The sequence below is a fragment of the Rhizobium sp. Root482 genome (genome assembly GCF_001426565.1).
Lineage (GTDB): Bacteria > Pseudomonadota > Alphaproteobacteria > Rhizobiales > Rhizobiaceae > Pararhizobium.
Genome location: NZ_LMFA01000024.1, coordinates 298,850 through 320,570 on the forward strand (window position 1 = coordinate 298,850; position 21,721 = coordinate 320,570).

26 protein-coding genes are annotated in these 21,721 nt (G+C 62.5%); 9 read left to right on the forward strand and 17 right to left on the reverse strand.

The features are described from left to right. The first annotated feature begins 3 nt into the window (after positions 1 to 3). The 5 genes from napF to ASD31_RS21710 are packed head-to-tail and all read left to right on the forward strand — an operon-like array spanning position 4 to position 4,427. On the forward strand, positions 4 to 507 hold the full coding sequence (napF, locus tag ASD31_RS21690; RefSeq protein ID WP_056339154.1) for a ferredoxin-type protein NapF: 504 nt from the start codon (positions 4 to 6) through the stop codon (positions 505 to 507). Continuing rightward, positions 500 to 769: a chaperone NapD gene (locus tag ASD31_RS21695; RefSeq protein ID WP_056338972.1), complete on the forward strand. Its 270-nt coding sequence runs from the start codon at positions 500 to 502 to the stop codon at positions 767 to 769. Before napF ends, ASD31_RS21695 begins: the two co-directional genes overlap by 8 nt. Further along, entirely contained in the window at positions 759 to 3,263 is a 2,505-nt protein-coding gene (gene napA, locus ASD31_RS21700; RefSeq protein ID WP_056338975.1) for a periplasmic nitrate reductase subunit alpha, read from the forward strand. Before ASD31_RS21695 ends, napA begins: the two co-directional genes overlap by 11 nt. Before the next feature lie 26 nt (positions 3,264 to 3,289). Continuing rightward, entirely contained in the window at positions 3,290 to 3,724 is a 435-nt protein-coding gene (locus ASD31_RS21705; RefSeq protein WP_156392761.1) for a nitrate reductase cytochrome c-type subunit, read from the forward strand. Position 3,725: 1 nt separating this feature from the next. Next, the gene (locus ASD31_RS21710; protein ID WP_056338980.1) at positions 3,726 to 4,427 is read left to right on the forward strand and encodes a NapC/NirT family cytochrome c; all 702 of its coding nucleotides are present in this window, start codon (positions 3,726 to 3,728) and stop codon (positions 4,425 to 4,427) included. Positions 4,428 to 4,442: 15 nt separating this feature from the next. On the opposite strand, the gene ASD31_RS21715 is transcribed toward ASD31_RS21710, so the two are convergent. From ASD31_RS21715 to ASD31_RS21730, 4 genes are read right to left on the reverse strand one after another with little or no spacing between them, the layout of a single operon-like run. Next, positions 4,443 to 4,742, reverse strand: a complete 300-nt coding sequence (locus ASD31_RS21715) for a metal-sulfur cluster assembly factor (protein ID WP_056338982.1) — start codon at positions 4,740 to 4,742, stop codon at positions 4,443 to 4,445. After that, on the reverse strand, positions 4,729 to 5,253 hold the full coding sequence (locus tag ASD31_RS21720; protein ID WP_056338984.1) for a DUF2249 domain-containing protein: 525 nt from the start codon (positions 5,251 to 5,253) through the stop codon (positions 4,729 to 4,731). Before ASD31_RS21720 ends, ASD31_RS21715 begins: the two co-directional genes overlap by 14 nt. 3 nt (positions 5,254 to 5,256) lie before the next feature. Then, the gene (locus ASD31_RS21725) at positions 5,257 to 6,621 is read right to left on the reverse strand and encodes a hypothetical protein (RefSeq protein ID WP_056338986.1); all 1,365 of its coding nucleotides are present in this window, start codon (positions 6,619 to 6,621) and stop codon (positions 5,257 to 5,259) included. Between the two features lie 36 nt (positions 6,622 to 6,657). Next, entirely contained in the window at positions 6,658 to 6,930 is a 273-nt protein-coding gene (locus ASD31_RS21730) for a DUF2249 domain-containing protein (RefSeq protein WP_056338988.1), read from the reverse strand. 203 nt (positions 6,931 to 7,133) lie between these two features. Here ASD31_RS21730 and hemN point away from each other — a divergent pair, with 203 nt between their 5' ends. Next, a complete protein-coding gene (hemN, locus tag ASD31_RS21735; protein WP_056338990.1) occupies positions 7,134 to 8,486 on the forward strand; it encodes an oxygen-independent coproporphyrinogen III oxidase in 1,353 nt (450 codons plus the stop codon). Between the two features lie 84 nt (positions 8,487 to 8,570). Here the strand turns inward: hemN and ASD31_RS21740 are convergent, their stop codons facing one another. The 6 genes from ASD31_RS21740 to ASD31_RS21765 all read right to left on the reverse strand — a co-directional run bounded on the left by ASD31_RS21740 (position 8,571) and on the right by ASD31_RS21765 (position 14,216). After that, positions 8,571 to 10,469, reverse strand: coding sequence for a nitric oxide reductase activation protein NorD (locus ASD31_RS21740; RefSeq protein ID WP_056338993.1), 1,899 nt, complete (start codon positions 10,467 to 10,469; stop codon positions 8,571 to 8,573). A gap of 9 nt (positions 10,470 to 10,478) precedes the next feature. Continuing rightward, positions 10,479 to 11,291 (reverse strand): CbbQ/NirQ/NorQ/GpvN family protein, encoded by an 813-nt coding sequence (locus tag ASD31_RS21745; RefSeq protein WP_056338995.1) that lies wholly within the window; start codon positions 11,289 to 11,291, stop codon positions 10,479 to 10,481. A gap of 63 nt (positions 11,292 to 11,354) precedes the next feature. Beyond that, on the reverse strand, positions 11,355 to 12,701 hold the full coding sequence (locus ASD31_RS21750) for a nitric-oxide reductase large subunit (RefSeq protein WP_056338997.1): 1,347 nt from the start codon (positions 12,699 to 12,701) through the stop codon (positions 11,355 to 11,357). 24 nt (positions 12,702 to 12,725) lie between these two features. Then, positions 12,726 to 13,178 (reverse strand): c-type cytochrome, encoded by a 453-nt coding sequence (locus ASD31_RS21755; RefSeq protein ID WP_056338999.1) that lies wholly within the window; start codon positions 13,176 to 13,178, stop codon positions 12,726 to 12,728. Between the two features lie 193 nt (positions 13,179 to 13,371). Further along, on the reverse strand, positions 13,372 to 13,659 hold the full coding sequence (locus tag ASD31_RS21760; RefSeq protein WP_082520662.1) for a cytochrome C oxidase subunit IV family protein: 288 nt from the start codon (positions 13,657 to 13,659) through the stop codon (positions 13,372 to 13,374). A gap of 5 nt (positions 13,660 to 13,664) precedes the next feature. Then, positions 13,665 to 14,216: a cytochrome c oxidase subunit 3 gene (locus ASD31_RS21765; RefSeq protein ID WP_056339002.1), complete on the reverse strand. Its 552-nt coding sequence runs from the start codon at positions 14,214 to 14,216 to the stop codon at positions 13,665 to 13,667. Positions 14,217 to 14,335: 119 nt separating this feature from the next. On the opposite strand from ASD31_RS21765, the gene ASD31_RS26390 reads away from it, so the two are divergent. Next, entirely contained in the window at positions 14,336 to 14,491 is a 156-nt protein-coding gene (locus ASD31_RS26390; RefSeq protein WP_200952243.1) for a hypothetical protein, read from the forward strand. A 40-nt stretch (positions 14,492 to 14,531) separates the two neighbouring features. Continuing rightward, entirely contained in the window at positions 14,532 to 15,215 is a 684-nt protein-coding gene (locus ASD31_RS21770) for an NnrU family protein (protein ID WP_056339005.1), read from the forward strand. A 43-nt stretch (positions 15,216 to 15,258) separates the two neighbouring features. On the opposite strand, the gene ASD31_RS21775 is transcribed toward ASD31_RS21770, so the two are convergent. Both ASD31_RS21775 and ASD31_RS21780 read right to left on the reverse strand, forming a co-directional pair. Then, the gene (locus ASD31_RS21775; RefSeq protein ID WP_056339007.1) at positions 15,259 to 15,450 is read right to left on the reverse strand and encodes a hypothetical protein; all 192 of its coding nucleotides are present in this window, start codon (positions 15,448 to 15,450) and stop codon (positions 15,259 to 15,261) included. Then, positions 15,447 to 15,827, reverse strand: a complete 381-nt coding sequence (locus tag ASD31_RS21780) for a hypothetical protein (RefSeq protein WP_056339009.1) — start codon at positions 15,825 to 15,827, stop codon at positions 15,447 to 15,449. Before ASD31_RS21780 ends, ASD31_RS21775 begins: the two co-directional genes overlap by 4 nt. 217 nt (positions 15,828 to 16,044) lie before the next feature. Here ASD31_RS21780 and ASD31_RS21785 point away from each other — a divergent pair, with 217 nt between their 5' ends. After that, a complete protein-coding gene (locus tag ASD31_RS21785) occupies positions 16,045 to 16,518 on the forward strand; it encodes a hypothetical protein (RefSeq protein ID WP_056339011.1) in 474 nt (157 codons plus the stop codon). Positions 16,519 to 16,539: 21 nt separating this feature from the next. Here ASD31_RS21785 and ASD31_RS21790 read toward each other — a convergent pair whose 3' ends face one another. From ASD31_RS21790 to ASD31_RS21810, 5 genes are all read right to left on the reverse strand, one after another. After that, positions 16,540 to 17,205, reverse strand: a complete 666-nt coding sequence (locus tag ASD31_RS21790; RefSeq protein WP_244483926.1) for a Crp/Fnr family transcriptional regulator — start codon at positions 17,203 to 17,205, stop codon at positions 16,540 to 16,542. 94 nt (positions 17,206 to 17,299) lie between these two features. Beyond that, positions 17,300 to 18,169, reverse strand: a complete 870-nt coding sequence (locus ASD31_RS21795) for a DMT family transporter (RefSeq protein WP_056339158.1) — start codon at positions 18,167 to 18,169, stop codon at positions 17,300 to 17,302. After that, the gene (locus ASD31_RS21800; RefSeq protein WP_056339013.1) at positions 18,166 to 19,824 is read right to left on the reverse strand and encodes an ABC transporter ATP-binding protein; all 1,659 of its coding nucleotides are present in this window, start codon (positions 19,822 to 19,824) and stop codon (positions 18,166 to 18,168) included. The genes ASD31_RS21795 and ASD31_RS21800 overlap by 4 nt, the downstream gene beginning before the upstream one ends. Next, positions 19,821 to 20,768, reverse strand: coding sequence for an ABC transporter permease (locus ASD31_RS21805; RefSeq protein WP_056339015.1), 948 nt, complete (start codon positions 20,766 to 20,768; stop codon positions 19,821 to 19,823). The genes ASD31_RS21800 and ASD31_RS21805 overlap by 4 nt, the downstream gene beginning before the upstream one ends. Next, positions 20,765 to 21,688, reverse strand: a complete 924-nt coding sequence (locus tag ASD31_RS21810; protein WP_056339016.1) for an ABC transporter permease — start codon at positions 21,686 to 21,688, stop codon at positions 20,765 to 20,767. The genes ASD31_RS21805 and ASD31_RS21810 overlap by 4 nt, the downstream gene beginning before the upstream one ends. Positions 21,689 to 21,721 lie beyond the last annotated feature (33 nt).

Below are 21,721 nucleotides of genomic sequence, written 5' to 3' on the forward strand. Positions count from 1 at the left end.
GCCATGGCTGAAGCGTCGCTCCTGTCGAGACGGAACATACTGCGGGGTCGGATAGCTCCGGACCCGCAGCGCATTCGCCCTCCTGGCGTATCGCGGCAGGGATTGGAGGCATGCACCGGCTGCGGGGACTGTGTTCCGGCCTGTCCGACGAACATCATAACGATCCTGGATGGCACTCCGACGGTGGATTTCACGGGCGGCGAATGCCTCTTCTGCGGCAAATGCGCCGAGATCTGTCCCGAGCCGGTGTTCGACCGGCTGGTAGCGACGGCTTTTCCGCACAGGATGGCAATCTCGGAAAGCTGTCTTGCCCTGCATCGAACGGATTGCCAGTCCTGCAGGGACAATTGTCCGACCGGCGCCATTCGTTTCAGCCCCCGGCTTGGCGGCCCCTTTGTCCCGAGCCTCGATCCCGATCTTTGCAATGGCTGCGGAGCGTGCATCTCCGTCTGCCCGGCTGCCGCGATCGCCATAACCCATCCCGAAGGGGGAGCGATCCATGGCTGAAAAGCGGCCTTATCATATATCGAGCGCCATCGTCGTCGTGCGCACCGAAATGCGCGAGCAGGTGCAGGCGCGGCTCGCCCTGATGGACGGCGTCGAGGTGCATGCCGCCGAAGGCGGCAAAATCGTCGTGGTGATCGAAGGCGGGAGCACCGGCGCGCTCGGCGGCACTCTTTCGGAAATGGCCCTGCTCGACGGCGTGGTGGCGGCAAACATGGTGTTCGAGCATATCGAGCTTGAGGAGACGATCGGTAATGACAAGTGAATTGACGCGGCGTGACGTTCTGAAAGCCCATGCGGCGGGCATCGCTGCAGCCACCGCCGGCATTGCTCTGCCGGCCGCGGCTCAGCCCGTTCCGGGCGGCGTGGCATCGCTGGAGATCAAATGGTCGAAGGCGCCCTGTCGTTTCTGCGGAACCGGATGCGGCGTCATGGTCGGCGTCAAGGAAGGCCAGGTCGTCGCCACCCATGGCGACATGCAGGCCGAGGTCAATCGCGGCCTCAATTGCATCAAGGGCTATTTCCTGTCCAAGATCATGTACGGCACCGACCGCCTGACCACGCCGCTGCTGCGCAAACGCGACGGCGCCTATGCCAAGGATGGCGAGTTCGAACCGGTCAGCTGGGACGAGGCCTTCGATGTCATGGCGGCGCAGTGCAAGAAGGTCCTGAAGGAAAAGGGCCCGACCGCGGTCGGCATGTTCGGCTCGGGCCAATGGACGATCTTCGAGGGTTATGCGGCGACCAAGCTGATGCGCGCCGGCTTCCGCTCAAACAATCTCGACCCCAATGCCCGCCACTGCATGGCATCGGCGGCCTACGCCTTCATGCGGACCTTCGGCATGGACGAGCCGATGGGCTGCTACGACGATTTCGAACATGCCGATGCCTTCGTGCTATGGGGCTCGAACATGGCCGAGATGCATCCGATCCTGTGGACACGGCTTGCGGACCGCCGACTCGGTCATGAACATGTGAAGGTCGCGGTGTTGTCCACCTTCACCCATCGCAGCATGGATCTCGCCGATGTTCCGATCATCTTCAAGCCCGGCACCGATCTGGCGATCCTGAATTATATCGCCCATCACATCATCTCCACCGGTCGGGTCAACGAGGATTTCGTCAGCAAGCACACGACCTTCATGCGCGGCGTGACCGACATCGGTTATGGCCTGCGCCCCGACGATCCGATCGAGATGAAGGCGGCCAATGCCAGCGATCCGGGCAAGTCCGAGCCGATCGACTTCGAAACCTTCAAGGCCTTCGTCTCCGAGTATACGCTTGAAAAGACCGCCGAGCTGACCGGCGTGGAGGCCGGCTTCCTCGAGGAATTGGCAGAACTCTATGCCGACCCGAACCGCAAGGTCATGTCGCTCTGGACCATGGGCTTCAACCAGCATGTGCGCGGCGTCTGGGCCAACCAGATGGTCTACAACATCCATCTCCTCACCGGGAAAATCTCCGAGCCAGGCAACAGCCCCTTCTCGCTGACGGGCCAGCCATCGGCCTGCGGCACCGCCCGCGAGGTCGGCACCTTCGCCCATCGGCTGCCGGCGGACATGACCGTCACCAATCCCGAGCATCGCAAGCATGCCGAGGAAATCTGGCGCATTCCTCATGGCATCATTCCGGAAAAGCCGGGCTATCACGCCGTCCAGCAGGACCGCATGCTCAAGGACGGCAAGCTCAGCTTCTACTGGGTGCAGGTCAACAACAATGTCCAGGCGGCACCCAATACCAGCAACGAAACCTATCAGGGCTACCGCAACCCCGAGAATTTCATCGTCGTGTCGGATGCCTATCCAACGATCACCGCGATGAGTGCCGACCTCATTCTTCCAGCCGCCATGTGGGTGGAAAAGGAAGGCGCCTATGGCAATGCCGAGCGGCGCACCCATGTCTGGCACCAGCTTGTCGACGCGCCCGGCGAAGCGCGCTCGGATCTCTGGCAGCTGGTCGAGTTTTCCAAGCGCTTCACGACCGACGAGGTCTGGCCCGCGGAAATGCTCGACAGCCATCCCGAATATCGCGGTAAGACCCTGTTCGACGTCCTCTACCGGAATGGCCAAGTGGACCAGTTCCCGCTTGCCGAGGTCAAGGACGACTATGCCAACCGGGAGGCGGAGGCCTTCGGATTCTACCTGCAGAAGGGCCTGTTCGAAGAATATGCCGCCTTCGGGCGGGGTCACGGCCACGACCTTGCGCCCTATGACCGTTATCACGAGGAGCGTGGCCTGCGCTGGCCGGTGGTGGACGGCAAGGAAACCAAATGGCGCTACCGCGAAGGGCTGGACCCCTATGTGAAGCCGGGCGAGGGGGTGAAATTCTACGGAAGGCCGGATGGCAGGGCGGTGATCCTTGCCGTCCCCTACGAGCCGCCCGCCGAATCGCCGGACGATGAATATGATGTCTGGCTGGTCACGGGCCGCGTGCTCGAACACTGGCATTCCGGTTCGATGACCATGCGCGTCCCCGAACTCTACAAGGCGTTTCCGGGCGCGCGCTGTTTCATGAATGCCGACGATGCGCGCAAGCGCGGGCTCAACCAGGGCGCGGAAATCCGCATTGTCTCGCGGCGCGGCGAAATCCGTTCGCGCGTCGAGACACGTGGCCGCAACCGGATGCCGCCAGGGGTGATCTTCGTTCCCTGGTTCGATGCGAGCCAGCTGATCAACAAGGTGACCCTCGACGCCACGGATCCCATCTCCAAACAGACGGATTTCAAAAAATGCGCAGTCAAAATCCTTTCCGTCGCCTGATCGCCCGACGCCATGTCGCCCTGGTGATGATCGTCTTCTCGCTGACGGCGGGAACGGCGGCGCTCGCGCAGATGGTTCCCGAGCTGTCCGGTCCGCCGCAGCAGATGGACCAGATCGCCGCCGAGCCCATGCCGAAATGGGTCGTCGACGATGTCCGCAAGATGCGGGCCTATCCCGACCAGCCGCCCACCATCCCGCATTCGATCGAGGGCTACCAGCTCTCGGTCAACACCAATCGGTGTCTCTCCTGCCACAAGCGGGAATTCACCCAGGATTCCGGCGCGCCGATGATCAGCGTTACCCACTATATGGACCGCGAGGGCCAGATGCTCGCGGATGTGTCGCCCCGCCGTTATTTCTGTACCGCATGTCACGTCCCGCAGGCCGATGTGCGGCCGCTGGTCGGGAACAGCTTCAAGGACATGAGCGAATTGGGCGTCAAGCCGCTGGGGAGCGACTGACATGGCTTGGTTGAAACGCATTCTTGCCTGGGTCTGGCGCGTCCTCACGACGCCGGCCGCAACGCTCAGTCTCGCCTTCCTGACGCTCGGCGGTTTCGTCGGCGGCGTCCTGTTCTGGGGCGCCTTCAATACGGCGCTGGAACTGACCAATACCGAGACCTTCTGCATCTCCTGTCACGAGATGGAGACCAATGTCTATGAGGAGCTGACCCGCACCGTGCATTTCTCCAACCGGTCCGGCGTCCGGGCTTCCTGTCCCGATTGCCATGTTCCCCATGACTGGACGGACAAGATCGCGCGCAAGATGCAGGCCTCCAAGGAAGTTTGGGGCAAGATTTTCGGCACGATCAATACGCGCAAGAAATTCCTCGACCATCGGCTTGCTCTTGCCCAGCGCGAATGGGCCCGCCTGAAGGCCAATGACAGCCTGGAATGCCGCAACTGCCATTCGTCGGTCGCCATGGACCTTACCAAGCAGACGCAGCGCGCCGCGGAAATCCATACGCGCTATCTTCTTGCGGGCAAGGCGACCTGTGTCGATTGCCACAAGGGCATCGCGCACGAACTGCCGAACATGCAGGGGATCGATCCGGGCTGGAAGATGCCGAAGGAACTGGAGGGCGATGTTCTTCCCTCCGCTTCGGCAATCGGCGACCTGCAGAGGGCGATGGCAAAGGCGCATGGCACCGTGGCCATCGAATAGCCACGGCGCTTTCGCTCAGCTTGCCATCCGCTCCGGTGTCCAGGGCGGATCGTAGGTCAGGTTCACCTCGACGGTGCCGATGCTCTCTAAATCCGCCACGCAATTGCGCACGGCCTCGACCAGGAAGCTCGTTGCCGGGCAACCCGGCGCCGTCGTGGTCATGGTCACGACGACATTGCCGTCGATATCGCTGCGGATAGCGTAGATCAGCCCGATATCGACGATGCTGCGTCCAAGCTCCGGATCGATGACGATCTCGAGCGCCTTGTGGATTGCTTCGGTCTGCTGGACGGATCCGGGTTCAAGCTGTGGCATCGCCGCGCGCCTCCCCGGTCCGGATCATGATGCGGAAAGTTTCCCCGGCCTCATCGAAATTGCCGACCCATTGATGCCCGCGCTTCGTCAGTTCCGGATAGAGGAAGATCGGTTCGCGCGAAAGCAGCGCGAAGATGACGTCGCCGGCCTTGCGGTTTTCCACCGCCGCCAGGATCCGTACCATCGGTTCGGGCGGCGGCAGTTCCGTCAGGTCGAGTTCGAGCGCCGGATTGGGCCAGAGATCGGGCGTTGCGGCATTCGAGGCCTTTACTTCTTCCGTCTTTTTCGGCGTGAAGCAAACCTCGAAATCGCCACCCTCGATCTCGGTGACCGTGTGGTCGAAGCCGCGATTGGACATCACGTTGAAAAGCGGCTGCGGCCGGAACGTGGCCAGCAGCTTGAGACCCTGGCCGGGAGCAAGGCCGCTGACCGCGCTCATGATGGCCTGGAAAGGCTCGCCGCCGTCTTTCAGAATGGGCCTGACGTCGAGTACCGCGAAATCTTCGCTCATTGTTCAGCTCCTGTTGAAATCGGGTAGGAAGAGGGAGGGACGCGCGACGCCTTGCGGCAGCCGGATCTCCGGCGCGGCGCAGGACAATCTGCGCGAACGCATGAATTCCCAGACGAGCCCGAGCGTTGCCACAACCTGCAGGCCGCTGGCAAGCTGGAAGCTCAAATCGTCATGGAAAAGCAGCATCAGCGTGGCCAGCACGACGGAGAGGATATAGAGGCCGAACCACCATGACGCCCTGTGCTCGTCGACAAGGTCCTGAACCCGCGGGACCGGCGTCTTTCCCAGGACCGGTCCATAGCATTCAAGCCAAGTCATGAACGGGATGATCTTGTAGAGCTGCCCAAGGCCAAGCGTCGTCAGCCAGCCCATGGCGATCAGGTAGACGATGGCGCCGACAGGCTGTTGCGCCGTGCCGCCAACCGTGCCGCCAAGTGCGAAGACGCCATGGAGCAGGCCGGCGGCCACCAGAAAGCCGATGGCGGCGAGGCTGATCCGGATGTTCAGCTCCGCTACCTTTCGCCGGCGGCGCTGAAAGATATCGATTATGTCGCGGATATAGAGCCCGATGCCTGCTGCCGTCACCAGTGACGCGCCGGCCAGCACAAGTTCTGCCCGATAGCCGAGCGACGTCGCGACGATCGCGACCAGCAGCAGGGCGAGGGCTGTCAGCGTCAGCCACCAGAGGAGGCGGGTGGTGCGGCGGTCCGCTTCGGGCGACAGCAGGAACATCGCGAGCAGCCGGTAGCTCACCCCGACGGCCATGATCGTCATCCATCCCATCAGACCCATCGTCGCGTGCAACCCGATGCCATCGATAAGAAGATTGTCCAGATGGGTCTCCGCGACAAGGCCGGACAGGCCGAGCGTAAAGCAGAGCCCCATCAGAACGGTTGCGCCCATGGCTGCCAAACCGGCGGCGACGAAGCGCGCCGGCAGCGCCAGCGGCCGTGCCGAAAGGATCGTCGCCATCAGGCCGTAGCCCAGGGTAGAGAAGCCCAGGGTCAGCATCAGCCCGCCAAGCGGCAGGACGAACGGCTCGACCGCCACCCTGCCGCCCAGCCCCAGAAAACCTGCGATCAGTAGCGCCAGTCCGCCGATGATCAGGAGCAGCGCCGGCAGCGCGAGCGCCGGCTTGCACAGCGGCTTGGCAACCAGCACCGGCACGAACTGCAGAAGTGCGCCGGAAAACAGGAGACCGAGCCATCCGATCGCCAGCGTATGGACGATGACCAGTGTTTCCGGCGCCTCCACGGCAAGAACCGGATATCCGAAGCCGCCGGTCAAAAGGCTTTCGCCGATCAGAAGGAAAACGAGCGCGGCCGCGAAATAGGACATGGTCCAGCGTGAAAGCGTCGCTCCGGGCATTGGTCTCACCTCGCTCGCATGGAAACTGTTCGCGGTTCAGTGGCCGCAGGCGCAGTCGCAGCCCGAACTTTCGTGGCGCTGGATTTCAACGCGCCAGACAGCCGGCCCCTGTTCGAGATATTGCCACTGGAACTCGCCGGGATAGCGGGTTTCGATCTGGTAGTGCAGGGGGCGCGGATCGTGATCGCTGGCAATGTGCATCAGGCCGCCGGGCGCAAGGTTCGTCAGCACGCCGAAGATTCGGGGGTGACGTTCGGGCGGCGCGATCGTCCTGACATCGATCAGCGGAATATGTTCAGAGTTCGACATGGCGGGTTCCATCGGCCTCGGCTGCAGGGCTCGAACGGGGAGGCCTTTCTCGTTCGACCCCTCAACCATAGCGCCGGATGGACGGCGGCAATTTGCGAATGATCAAACAAATCCTCTGACATTTACTTGACGCTCGTCAAAGAGCGGCCTCCGCGCGGGGCGCAGAGTGCAGCCATCGATGAACAACACCGAGTACCGATCCGATGTCCGAGACCATCCTGCAAAAATACGGCGAGGCCCGTTTGCCGCGCTACACCAGCTATCCGACGGCGCCGCATTTTTCGGCGGTCGCCGACAAGGCGATCTATGCCGACTGGCTCCGCTCGGTTCCCGCTTCACAGAAGGCATCGCTCTATATTCATATTCCGTTCTGCCGGTCGATGTGCTGGTATTGCGGCTGCCACACGACGATCACCGAACGCGACAAGCCCATCCTCGACTATCTCGATGTCCTGCATCGCGAGATCGAACTGGTGGCGGCGACGCGGCAGGAAAGCCTGTCGGTGGGCGAAATCCATTTCGGCGGCGGCACACCCACAATCATCCAGCCGGAAGAATTCACCGAGCTGATGGCCGCGGTCCGTAACCGTCTGGGATGCACATCGGACCTCAATACCGCCGTCGAGATCGATCCCCGCAGATTGTCGGCCGAAATGGCCTGCGCCCTCGGAGCGGCGGGCGTCAGCCGCGCCAGCCTCGGCGTGCAGAGCTTCGATCCGGTCGTGCAGAAGGCCATCAACAGGATCCAGAGCGTCGAAGTGACAGCACTTTGCGTCGAGCGGCTGAGACAGGCCGGCGTGTCGCGCATCAATTTCGACCTGATCTACGGGCTTCCCCATCAGACGGTCGCCTCCTGCGTCGAGACGGTCAATGCGGCGGTGACGATGCGGCCCGATCGCTTCGCCGTTTTCGGTTACGCGCATATTCCCGCCTTCAAGAAGCACCAGCGGATGATCGACGAAGCGGCCTTGCCCGATGCCGGCGCGCGGGCGGAACAGGCCGAGGCGATCGCGCAGGCGCTCGTTGCGGCCGGATATGAGCGGATCGGCCTGGATCACTTCGCACTGCCGGACGACGCCCTTTCGCTGGCGCAGCGCACCGGGCGCCTGCACCGGAATTTCCAGGGCTACACCACGGATGATTGCCAGACGCTGATCGGCCTCGGCGCCTCGGCCATCGGGAAATTCGCCGAAGGTTACGCCCAGAACGAAGTGCCGCCCGGCATCTATGCCAACCGGGTCGCTGCCGGAGAACTGCCGACGGCGAAGAGCTACCAGTTGACTGCCGAGGACCGGTTCCGTGGCGAACTGATCGAGCGCGTCATGTGCGATTTTTCCGTCGATGTGGCAGGGCTCGCGGAGAAGCACGGCTTCGATGCCGCCGCCGTTCTTTCCGGAAATGCCAAGCTCGCGGAACTCAACGGCGACGGGTTGATCCATATGGAAAGCGGCGTCATTCGCGTAGACGAGCGCTACCGCTTCGTCGTCCGTTCCGTGGCCGCTGCCTTCGATGCCTATCTCGGCAAGGAAGGCCGCACCTTCAGCAAGGCGGCCTGACCCGGTCCGTTCCCATCTTTCTCGGTTAAGCAAAAGGCCCGGCATCCCCCCAGATGCCGGGCCTTTCGTCGCGGAGCGGCTTCCCTATGCCGTCAGCCCGCGATAGATCGCCGGCAGCGCGGCCGGGAGTTTCGAGATATCGGCAACCATGGCAAAGCCGTTCCTGCCGAAAAGGGTCGGCAGGTAGTTCTTGGCATCCCGGTCCACCGTGACGGCAAAGACGCTGGTTCCGGACCGGCGGGCTTCCTGCACGGCGCGGCGGCTGTCTTCGAGCGCGAACCGCCCTTCATAATGGTCGATGTCGTTTGGCTTGCCGTCGGTCAGGACGAGGAGAAGCTTCTTGCGGCTCGGTTGCTTGCGCAGTTCCGCCGTGGCATGCCGGATCGCAGCTCCCATCCGGGTATAATAGCCGGGCTTCAGCCCGGCGATCCGGTCTTCGACAGCGCGGTCGACCTTGTCTTCGAAGGCCTTCACCGTTTCGATCCGCACCCAGGACCGGCGCCGCGAGGTGAAGGTCAGGATCGAATGCCTGCTGCCGCAGGCGGCCAGCCCCTGGGCCAGCACCAGGAGCGCTTCCTTCTCCACGTCCAGAACGCGCCTATTGTCGATCCAGGCGTCGGTGGACAGGGAGACATCGACGAGGATCGTCGTGGCGAGATCGGGCGATTGCGGCCGGCTCATGAGATGGATGCGGTCGCTTCCCTGTCCACCGGCGGCCAGATCGGTCTTCGACCGGACGACCGCATCGAGATCCAGTTCCGTCCCGTCCAGCTGCGCCTTCAGCACCTCATGCCGGGGCCGCAGGATTTCGAACTGCCGCCGGACCTTCCGGATCAACAGTCTTGTATCGTCGCCCTGCGTGCTCGTCTCGCCCAGCGCGGCAGCCGGCGCGGCGAGCACCCGCGTGTAGTTTTCCAGATACTGCCCCTTGCGATAGTCCCATTCCGGATAGCTGATCTCGGCCTTGATGGCTGAAAGATCGACCATTTCGGGAGGCAGATCGAGGTCGAATCGGAATTTCGAGGAGGGGCGCTCCTTGCGGCGGCCCAGCGTCATGTCGTCGAGATCGTCGGCCGCCTTGCCGTCGCTTTCCTCGCTGTCATCCGTCGCCCGATCGACATTGACCATTTCGGCCATTGCCAGGATTTTCTCGAAACGGTTGAGGATGAAGGGGCTCCGCTCCGACCGCCTGTCCTCCTCGCTCTGCCGGGTCGCCGTGTAGCGGGCGTTGCTCGGCATGGTCTGGCTGTCGATGGCGCTTGTGGCGATATCCTCGCTCTTCGTCGCGGTCTCGGCGCGAAGGCGAAAGTCCGGCCACAGCGGAACGCCCATCATCGGCTGGTAGCCGGCAGGCGCGGCATGCGGGAAGATCGCCGGCGGCGCGTCGTCCGAGAGGCCGGCACCTTTTTTCAGGAGGCCGATGATCCGGTTCTCCACCAGTTTCTCGACCGCGGGCAGGGTTGCGCGCGTCCGCTCCCGCAGCGTGGCGGCGCACAGGCTCCGATAGAGCGGATGCAGGCCGGGATAGGCCGCAAGCACGCGCTCCACGGTGACCTGTGCTGCCGAAATCCTTTGCAGGTCACCGCGCAGGGGGTCGGACAGGTCGGGCTGGTCGCGGTCCATCGCCGCCATGGATGCGGCAAGCCAGATATAGAGATCCCGGTTCATCTGCCTGTCGGGGAACAGGTCGATCACCGGCGGTACCGTTACGGTCGCGAAATCGCGCGACGCCTGCGCGAGTTTCTCCTCGCCGACGCCGATCAGTTGGCGCAATCGCAGCCGGTGCGAGGATGTACGTCCTTGCGCCGGCGAGACCTGCACCGTCGCCTCGCCGCCGAAACCCCGAAAGCAGCAGGCGAGGATCGGTTTGAGCTCTTCGAAGAACACGGCGTGATCGGGATAGCGCAGCATGCTTGTCGTCGAACCGACAAGCCGATGCCAGAACTTGCCGACCGTTTCTTCCAGTTCGAGAAAATCGAGCATGTCGGCCCCTCAGGCAATGACGGCCCTGGCGACTTCGCCAAGGGCTGCCCGGACATCGGCCTCGTCGGACAGGGGTTCGATCATGGCGGCAAGGACAGCCTCGCGGGGCGGCATGCCGCTGTCGATCAGGCAGGCGCAATAGACGAGCAGCCGGGTCGAGACGCCCTCTTCGAGATCCTGGCCCTTGAGCGCCCTGAATTTCCAGGCAAGATCCACCAGCGGTGCCACGCGCGCCTCATCCAGGCCGCTTTCGGTGGAAACGACGGCAATTTCCTGCTCGCGTGGCAGGAAGCCGAATTCGATGGCGACGAAACGCTGCTTGGTCGAGGGCTTCAGCGCCTTCAGGATGTTTTGGTAGCCGGGATTGTAGGAGACGACCAGCATGAAGCCGGGCGGTGCTTCCAGGGTTTCGCCGGTGCGCTCCAGCGGCAGGATGCGCCGGTCGTCGGTCAAGGGGTGCAGCACGACGGCGACATCCTTGCGCGCCTCGACGATCTCGTCGAGATAGCAGATGCCGCCGCCCCGCACCGATTTCGTCAATGGTCCGTCCACCCAGACCGTGTCGCCGCCCTTGAGCAGGAAGCGGCCGGTCAGGTCCGCGGCGGCCAGATCGTCATGGCAGGAGACGGTGGCGAGCGGCAGGCCGAGCCGGGCGGCCATATGGCTGACGAAACGTGTCTTGCCACAGCCGGTCGGACCCTTCAGGAGCAGCGGAAGCTGTCGTACCCAGGCCGTTTCGAACAGTCTGCATTCGTTGCCCTGCGGGACATAGGCCGGGATGTTCATCTCGGGGCGCGGCGTCGCGGTGGTATGAATGGTCATGGGAAAGTTCCTTGATGAGGAGTGACATGCGGCCCCGCCAGTTGAGGGCGGGGCCGCAAACTGTCATTCAGCGGGCTGGATGATCGTCGATGGATTGGTCCGGGGCGCCTTGCCGGGTACGAACAGCGCCCAGAGGAACATCACGGCGGAGATCAGCACGAAGATGCCCGAGCCCAGCCGGATCCAGTAGAACAGCGCCAGCTGGTCCTGCACGTCCATATAGCCTTCGCCCAGCACGCGCTGGAGATGCACCTGGAGGATGCCGGCCGCCGTCAGCGCGAAGGTCATCACCGACATGGCCGTGCACATGATCCAGAAGCTGACCATCGACAGCCACTGGTTATAGGGCGCGCGGCCGCGAATTTCCGGCACGGCATAGGCCATGATGGCGAGGTTGAGCATCACATAGGCGCCGAAGAAGGCGAGGTGCCCGTGCGCGGCGGTCAGCTGGGTACCATGAGTGTAGTAGTTCACCGAGGAAAGCGTGTGCAGGAAGCCCCAGACGCCGGCGCCGAAGAAGGCCATCACCGAGCAGCCGATCGACCAGAGCAGGGCGGCGCGGTTGGGATGCTTGCGGCCGGCCTTCCAGGTCATGACGAAGGTGAACATGACCATGGTGAAGAAGGGCGCCACTTCGAGCGTCGAGAACAGTGAGCCGATCCACTGCCAGTAGCCCGGCGCGCCGATCCAGTAGAAGTGATGGCCGGTTCCCAGAATGCCGGAGAACAGGGCCAGGCCGACGATGACATAGAGCCATTTCTCGACCACTTCGCGGTCGACGCCGGTCAGCTTGATCATCAGGAAGGCGAGCACGGAAGCCATGATTAGCTCCCAGACGCCCTCGACCCAGAGATGGACGACATACCACCAGTACATCTTGTCGAGCGCCAGGTTGGCCGGATTGTAGAAGGCGAACAGGAAGAAGATCGCCACGCCCCAGAGCCCGAAGATCAGGATATTGGTGACGACGGTCTTGCGGCCCTTGAGCACGGTCAGCGTGATGTTGAAGAGGAACATCAGGCAGACTACGACGATGCCAACCTTGATCAGGAAGGGCTGTTCCAGGAATTCGCGGCCCTCATGATAGCGGAACAGATAGCCCACGACGGCCACCGCAGCGGCCACCAGGAAGATCCAGAACTGGGCGATGGCGATCTTCGGGCTGTAAAGCTCGGTTTCGGCCTCTTCCGGCAGGAGATAATAGGTGGCGCCCATGAAGCCGATCAGCAGCCAGACGATCAGCGCATTGGTGTGCACCATGCGCACGATGTTGAACGGCAGAAGCTCGGAGAGCGTATTGGGCAGCACATAGATGGTGCCGGCGAGAACGCCGAACAGCACCTGGGCAACGAACAGGCCGAGCGCGCCGTAGAAATACAGCATGGCGACCTTTTGGGTTTGATACTTCATCTGAAAATTCCTTGTCCCTTAAGGTTAGCCGGCATCGTTCGGTGGCCAGTTCTGCGTCTTGATCCTGCTGACCCATTCAAGGAAATCGGCGAGATCGTTGAGCTGCTGCTCGGTCAGATTGAATTGCGGCATCTGGCGGCGGCCTTCGATGCCAGTTGGTTGGGAGGCCATCCATCCCTTCAGCGTTTCGCGGGCACCTTCCGGATCCGTGTCGCCGCCCCAGCGCTTCCAGACATTGCCGATCTCGGGCGCGAAATAGGCGCCTTCACCGAGAAGCGTGTGACAATTGATGCAGGAGTTCTGTTCCCAGACATGCTTGCCGCGCGCGACCCCGTCCGTCAGGGTCGACTCGTCGGTGGAGGTGGTGCGCATGTAGTAGTGACTATGGGCGGTGAGCCCTATGAAGATTGCGAAGAAGAAAGCCGATCCGCCGTAAAAGACGTTGCGGGCTCCTGTTTTTGTAAGGCGTTCAGCCATCCGAAGTCCCCTTGGTTCCAACCGGCCGCCCGTTCCCCGGCTGTCACGACGCGGAGAAACCTGAACGGCCCTGCCTTCGATGGGATTTTTTCAGGCCTGCTTCTTTGCGATTAGGCAAACAAAACACGGCTCGTCGCCGGAAGCCGGGCATTCGCGTAACGGACGGCCCTGCTTGCGCGACCTTGGGGCTTCGTCAGGAGGCGAGCCAGCGCATGATCCACGCCTTGGACAGGATCAGCACGGCGAAGAACACGACCCAGGCCACGAGCGCCGTCGTCAGTGCCGGCCGCCGGCCGCGCAGGTCCATGAAATCGAGGATGATCAGCCGCGCCTTGATGATCGTGAGCGCCAGCAGCGCGGCGAGTACCGAGATCGGAAGGGCTTCCTGCTTCCATTGCGCGGCCAGAAGGCCGGTGGCGAGGCCAAGAAGCAGGATGCAGCGGGTGCTGGCAGACAATCTTGCGGAATCTGCTGTTTTCATGGTTCTCACCCTAGATAGATCAGAGGAAACATCACGAGCCAGATAAGGTCGATGACATGCCAGACCGTGGCCAGGAGGACGATATTGGAGCGTTCGGGCTTGCAGGCGACCAGCACGAAAAGAATCGCGATGAACGCCACATGCGCCAGGTGGAAGCCGGTGAGCATGAAATAGAGCTCGAAGAACGAGTGGAAGGCGTCGTCACCGGCGAACCGCCACTCGAAACTGTATTCGAGAAGTTTCAACCCGACGAACAGGAACCCCAGCCCCGCCGCAAGCAAGAGGTGGAGGCGCTGCTGCCGCCTGCCGGCATTTTCCCGCGCCGCCAGTGCCGCCTGCCAGCCGCTGGTCAGGAGTACGATGGTGTTGATGCTCGCCAGTCGCGGCGACAGATGCAGCTTCGCTACCGCGAAACTGTCGGCATTGAGGACCGACATGACGACGAAGCCGAGGAACAGGATGGCAAACGCCCCCAGTTCGCTCCATACGAGGATCCAAAGAAGCAGATCGTCGCCTTCGTCGGTGGTCTCCGACGGCGACAAGGGGGCTATTGTCATTGGCATCTCCAGCTGCAGGCCGGGCGGAAAATGCGACGATCGCCCCCGTCGCTCTTTGTCGTGTCGCAAAGACGGCGGCGATCCATGCTCTAGGATGGCTTGAAACCAGGAGCAGGATCATGACCGACGCCCAGATAGGCCTTGCCGTCGCCACCCCCATCATCGTCGTCTTTGCGATCGCGCTTCATCGCATGGGCGTGCTGCAGCGCTATAGCGCCGTTTCCGCGGTGATCGCCTCGGTGGCGATCGCCGTGGTTCTTTTCGTCCAGCAATGATATCGCGGATACGGTTCGAACGATCGAGGAGAGTGACGGCGTGAGCGAAGTTCTTCTGGCATTCGCCTTCTTCCTGGCGCTGCATTCCATTCCGGCGCTGCCGGCGGTGCGTGCGAACCTGGTCGGCCTCGTCGGGCATCGAGCCTATATCTCTCTCTATTCCATCGCCTCGGTCATCGCGCTTGCCTGGCTGTTCCACGCGGCGCTCCAACTCGACTATGTGGAAATCTGGGCGCCGGCGCCCTGGCAGGCCTGGGTGACGCTCGTCCTCGCCCCGATCGGCATTTTCCTCGTGCTCGGCGGCCTGTTCAGCGCCAATCCCTTCTCGATCTCGTTTCGAAAGACACGGGACAATGCCGATGCGATTGTCGGCGTGACGCGGCATCCGGTGTTGTGGGGTTTCCTGTTCTGGTCGCTCGCCCATCTCGCCCCGAACGGCGATCTCCGCTCCCTCATCCTGTTCGGCGGGCTTGCGCTGTTCTCGGCCCTGGGTTTCCTGATGCTGGAGCGCCGTGCGAGAAAGCGTTGGGGCGGGCGGTGGGAGGCGCTTTCGAGCCGCAATTCGGTCCTGCCCTTTGCCGCCATCCTCGGCGGTCGCGCACCTCTCAGGCTCGATGCCCCGACCGCGGCCGCGGTGCTCCTGACCGTGCTCATCACCGCATGGCTGCTTCTCGGCGGGCATGCGGTCCTTTTCGGGGCCGACCCGCTCCTGCTTGTCCGATAGAACGGATACCGGTCTTAAGGCTCTGCTTTGCATCCAGCGTCTCTCAACGCAACGGCATGCGGCTTTCGAGAAGATCGACGAAAAGCGCGGCCTCGCTGGAAAAGCCGGGTGCGCAGGAGACGAATTCCATGAGCGTGTCGCGGGCCGGGAGAGGGCGCATCGCGCTCACCGGCCTTGCCACGCCACCGGCGTCGGGACGGGAACCGGTCGTTGGGGTCGTTGAAAACTTGCTCATGACAGGACCGCTCCATCTTCGCCGCCGCCAATCGCTCTCATCAATTGCGCGCCGAAGCGGGCCTGTATGGCGAGATCGTCGAACAAGAGGGCGGCCTCCTCGATGACGCCGGCGTCGCTTTCCGCCGGTGCCTCGCCGAGATCGCGCAGAAGATCGGTCAGCTTTATGATCTTTTCCCGTTGCCGGACGGCGGCCGCGAGCAAATCTTCCGCCGCCAGCTCCGTTTCGCGCCGCTCCAGCCCGACGAGCGCCTGATCGACGGCATCGCGGCAGTTGCAATCGGCACCGTCGGTGCGGATGATCGACCGGACGAGATGGATGATGGCCTGGACATTGGCGATGGTCCGTGCCGCCGGCAAAGCGGAATTGGCGCTCATCACTGGTGTTCTCCTGTCTGCGGTGCTGCATTCGCGAAACATGGTCGGGCCTTTTTAGGAGGCGAGCGGCATCCGTTCTTTGTCCGGGCGCAAAGAGGCGAGTGGCGCCTGGCGCTATGCTTTCCTCATCGGGCGGGCAACCGGCGATCAATGCCTGCGGCTGCCGCGCTCATGGGCGGGCCGCCGGGCATGCCCCCGCCCGTCGGAGATATCTGCCATGACCATAGCGCCGAATATTGGCGGGTTTACCGCGCTCGATGAAAGCCACCGCGAATTGCTCTGGTGGTGCGATGTGCTGGAGGCGATCGCCGAATACCTCCCCTGCCGGGTTGATGAGCAGGTCTGCAGGAGGATGTCCACCCGCCTGGTTCCCCTGGTGGAGGAGACATGGACGCTGGCGGAACATCTCATATTTCCCGATATCGATCACTGCGTCGCCGTAAAGACGCCGGACGGCAATCAGCGGCAACCGCCTATGGACCATCCCTGCAACTGCGCCGCTGCCCGGGACGTGATCGCCCTGTTTCAGGACATGCGGGAGGGCAAGCCACTGTCCTCGCCGGCCGCGGCAAGCCATTGCCTGCGGTCCTTCACGCGCCGGATGCGCTGCGGGATTATTTTCGAGAGAAATTCTGTTTCCAGGTTGGGTTCGGATCAGTGCCCGCGTGACGAGCCGGTCGCAGTCTGCTGATCAGACCCCGGCCCGGGCCGTTCACACCCTGCGCAGCGCTGCAATATCGCCGATGCGGACGATCCGGCCTTGCACGGCGACACCGGCGGATTTGAGCGTGGCGAACGCACGCGAAAGCGCCTCGGGCGTCAGGCCGAGTTTCCCCGCAAGCAGGTTTTTCTGGAAGGGAAGGTGGATCGTCGCGTGCTGCTGTTCCAGCATGCAGTGGCTGAGCAGGTAATTGGTCACGCGCTGCAGCGCCGTGTCCAGGCGGTCGCTGGCTATGCATTCCATCAGGTCGAGCAGATGGCCGGCCATGAGCCGCATGAGGGCGCCGCTGATATCCCTGTCCATATGCGCCAGCGCCTTGACCTCGGCGAGATCGAACCGGGCGACCATCACGGCGCCGGCGGCATGGGCGCTGTAGGCATAGGTGGAGCCACCGGCGACCAGGCATTCGGCAAAACTGTCTCCTGGCTCGCAAATGCGGATATCGATCGCGCGGCCGTCGGCATTTGCCTTGCATAAGCGCACATAGCCCTGCAGCAGGCAGAAGATCGACGTCGCTTCGGCGCCTTCCCGAATGATGATCTCGCGCGGCCCGAACCACATCAGTTCGCCATATTCGGCCAGCCGTTCCGCGGATACGCGGTCAAGGCCTTCAAAGAGCTTCGAGCGCGCCAAAAGGGACGTCTCTATGGGCATCATCGCATCTCCGGTAACTGACAGGGTGCGAATTTAGCCCGTAAGGCGATAATCCTGTTTGACCTCGATCAAGCTTGCTGGACTGAATGCCAATATTCTAGCGATCTCGCCCATTCTCCCAATGGAGCAACATCAGGATCGCCAGGAAGATAACGGTACCACCTATGATGACCGCCAGTTGGATTGGCTCTCCGAACAGCGTAAGACCGAAGACCAGAGCCAGCGGCAGGCGGATGAAATCGACGACGACGAGAAGGGAGGCGTCCGCGAGCTTCATTGCCCGGGCAAAGGCGAGCTGCGCCATCAGGCCGCCGACGCCCTGCAGAGCCATGAGGCCCAGCGCGTAAAGCGAAGGTGTCTCCCAGACCGGCAGCGCGAACAGCAAGGCGACTGGAACGGTGATGACGAGATTGAGCCAGGCGATGCGCAGCGGATCCTCGCGTCCTGCAGAGACCTTCATCAAAAGCGCGACCGCCGCCAGCCCGATTGCTCCGGCAAGAGCCCAGGCTGCGCCGGCATTCAGCGTGGCGGCGCCCGGTTGCAGCACGATCATCACCCCGGCAAAGCCAAGCACCAGCGCCGCAATGCGGGCGGCATAGAATTTTTCGCCAAGGAAAATCACGGAGCCCAGCATCACGAAAAGGGGCATGGTGAAAGCGATGGCCGTCGCCGAGGAGAGCGGCATCTGCGTGACCGCCATGAAGCCTGCCACCAGTGCCAGAAGCTTGATGACCGCGCGGATCGCATGAACCCAGAAGAAGCTGTTGGTGTCGCTGTAAAGCTTGCTGCGCGGGAAGATCGCGTAGATGGCGATCAGGCTGAACAGATTGCGAAAGAAGACGATGCCGAGCGGATGTATTTCGCCGGCAATCAACCGGACGATGACACCGTCCATGGCTGCGACGACGGAATTTCCGGCCATGAACAATGCGCCCGCGACGATCGCGGGCATGGCGTAGGATTTCATGCCGGCAGCGGCACGATGGAAGGCGCCGCCTCCCATTTCGGGCGCGGTGTCGCGTTCATGAGCTGGCGCGTATAGGCATGCTGCGGATTGCGGAAGATCTCCTCTGTCCTTGCATGTTCGACGATCGCGCCATTCTTCATGACGATGATGCGATCCGCGAAATGACGCACGATCGGCAGGTCATGGGTAATGAAGATATAGGCAAGGCCAAGCCGGTCGCGCAGCTGCGCCAGGAGATCGATGACCTGCACCTGCACGGAAACGTCAAGCGCGGAGACGGCTTCGTCGCAGACGATCAGTTCCGGGTCGCAGGCAAGCGCCCGGGCAATCGCGATGCGTTGGCGCTGGCCGCCGGAAAACTGGTGCGGATACCGGTCCGCATGCTCGGGCTTCAGGCCGACGAGGCCAAGCAGTTCGACGACGCGGTCGCGCCAGCGCGGCTTGTCGAGAATGTCCTTGTGGATGCGCCAGGGTTCGGAGACGATATCGAAAATGGTCATACGCGGGTTCATGGAGCTGTAGGGGTCCTGGAACACCATCTGGACCTTGCGGCGGAATCCCAGCAGTTCCTTTGCGTCCATCTTGAAGATGTCGCGTCCGTGAAACAGGGCTTCGCCGTTTGAGACGTCATTGAGACGCAGGAGAACGCGTGCGACGGTGGACTTGCCCGAACCGCTTTCGCCGACAATGCCGATGGTCTCGCCCTTCGCCACCGTGAAGCTCAAATCCTTCACCGCATGCAACTGGGTGGATTTGGTAAAAATACCGGACGAAATTCCGTAATATTTGTCGAGGTTCCTGACTTCGAGGATAGGCGCGCCGATAACGGCCGTCGAACGACGATCGGAACCATCGACGCCATCCGCATGTGGCAGGGCGTTGATCAGGGTCCTGGTATAGCTGTGCTGCGGGTTTTCGAAAACCGCCCGCGCCTGACCTTCCTCCACGATGCGGCCGGAATTCATGACGATCACCCGGTCGGCCATCGACGCGGCCACCTCGAGATCATGGGTGATCATGATGATCGCCAGCCCATCCTCGGCCTGCAGTTTTTTCAGAAGATCGAGAATCTGTGCCTGTACGCTGACATCGAGCGCCGTCGTCGGCTCGTCGGCAATCAGGATTTCGGGGCGCAGCGCGATCGCCATGCCGATCATGATGCGCTGGCGCTGCCCGCCGGAGAACTGGTGCGGATATTGGTCGATGCGTTTTTCCGGTTCGGGAATGCCAACACGGCCGAGAATCTCGATTGCCTTGGCACGCGCCTCCGCCCCGGCTGCCACCCCATGCGCGGAAAAGACTTCTGCCAGTTGCCAGCCGATCGGATAGACCGGATTGAGATGCGAAAGCGGGTCCTGGAAGATCATGGCGATCTTCTTGCCGTTCAGGTCGCGTCGCTCCTCAATGCCGCAATCGTCGAGATTCTTGCCGCGATAGGTGATGGTTCCCGAACAGATGTCGCCCGGCGGCGTGTCGATCAGGCCCATGATGGCGCTGGCGCTGACGGATTTTCCGGATCCGGATTCGCCCAGGATGACCAGCGTTTCGCCGGCATCCACATGGAAGCTGACGCCGTTGGTAGCGCGGAACGCGCCGCCGAGAGACAGGAAATCGACGGTCAGGTCCTGGACTTCGAGAAGGTGGGGAGCGGTCATGAGCGTTTCTCCGGAATGCCCTTTTTCGAACGGGCAAGCTCGATGCGCCAGCGCTGCTGCGGATCGGCATAGGTGCGCCACCAGTTGGAGAGAATATTGAGCGACAAGGTCGTGAGCAGGATGGCGAGACCCGGCCAGAAGGCGATCCACCAGGCATTGGATAGATAGCCGCGGCCCGTGGCCACCATGGCTCCCCAGGTGAATTCCGGTGCCTGGATGCCGAGGCCAAGGAAGCTCAGCGAGGATTCAGCCAGAACGACAGTGGCAAAGTCGATGGCACCGATGGTGACGAGCGTCGGAAGGACGACCGGCGCGATATGGCGGAAAACGATACGCATATGGCCAGCCCCAAGTGCCATCGCAGCGCTGACGAACATGCGCTCGCGCACTTCGAGCACTTCGGCGCGGGTCGTGCGCAGATAAATCGGAATACGCGTGACGGCCAATACGATGATGAGGTTGATGACCGAGGGGCCGAGACTGAAGAGGACGATCAATGCCAGAAGCAGCGAGGGGAAACTCATGACGATATCGGCGACGCGCATGATGACATTGCTGAGCGGCCCGCGCGAATAGCCGGCGATCAGGCCGAGAAAGCCGCCGATCAGCATGGAAAAGAACACGGCGAAAAGTGCGATGCCGAGCGTGTTCTGGGCACCGACGATCAGGCGGGCCAGCAGGCTGCGGCCGAGCGTGTCGGCGCCCAGCACATAGATCCAGCCCTGGGAGAGACTGAAGGGCGCCATGTTGCGCGCGCGGAAATTCGGTTTGTCGATCAGATCGCCCATCAGCCACGGGCCGACGACCGCACAGATGACCACAAGCGCCAGGAAGATCACGGCGGCCAGCGCCAGCCTGTTGCGGGCAACCAGCCGAAGAACCTGGAAGCGTCCGGCGTTTTTCTGCTTGGTGTCTGCAGGAATGGTCATCGCTGGCATACTCATTTCGATTGAAACCTGATGCGGGGGTCGAGCCTGGCATAAAGAAGGTCGATCAGGATGTTGAGAACGAAGATCGCAATGGCGGTGATGAGAACGGTGGCCTGGATCAGGGCGAAGTCGCGCCGGACGATGGCGTCGATCATCAGCTTGCCGATGCCCGGCCATCCGAAAATGGATTCGACCACGACCGCGCCGTTGACGAGGCTGGCCGCGAGGTCGCCGGCAACCGTGATGACCGGCAGCAGCGAGTTGCGGAGCGCATGGCGGAAGATGATCTGCGAACGCTGGACCCCCTTGGCGCGCGCCGTCTTCACATAGGGCGAGGCAAGCGCGCTGATCATCGTGCCGCGCACCACCTGCACCAGAAGGCCGAAGGGGCGCAGGGTCAGTACGAAGACCGGCATGATCCAGTGGAGCGGCGTGCCCGTTCCGGAGGTGGGCAGGATGCCGAGGCCGACGGAGAAGATGAGGATCGCGACGATGGCGACCCAGAAGTCGGGAGCGCTCGCGCCGGCAAGCGATGCCGTGCTGGCGATCCTGTCGAACAGGCTGTCCGGCTTTGCCGCTGCCAGCGAACCGACGATGACGGCGAAGGCGAGCGCCAGCGACATGGCAATAACGGCCAGCTTCAGCGTTTGCGGGAAGGCTTGGAGCGCCACGTCCATTGCCGGACGGTTGCGGCTCAATGCCGTGCCGAAATCGAGATTGGCGACACCGAGCAGATAACGGCCGAACTGGACATAGATCGGATCGTTGAAGCCATTGGCTTCGGAAAAGGCCTGTCGCTGCGCTTCCGAGGAATCCAGCGGAAGATAGAGATAGGCCGGATCGCCCGTGAGGCGGGACAGGAAAAAGACGAGCACGAGCAGACCGATCACTGCGATCAGGCTCTGTACCGAGCGTCTCAGGATAAAGCTGAACACTGCCGTTTCCTTCCAAGGCAAAAAGAATAGGCA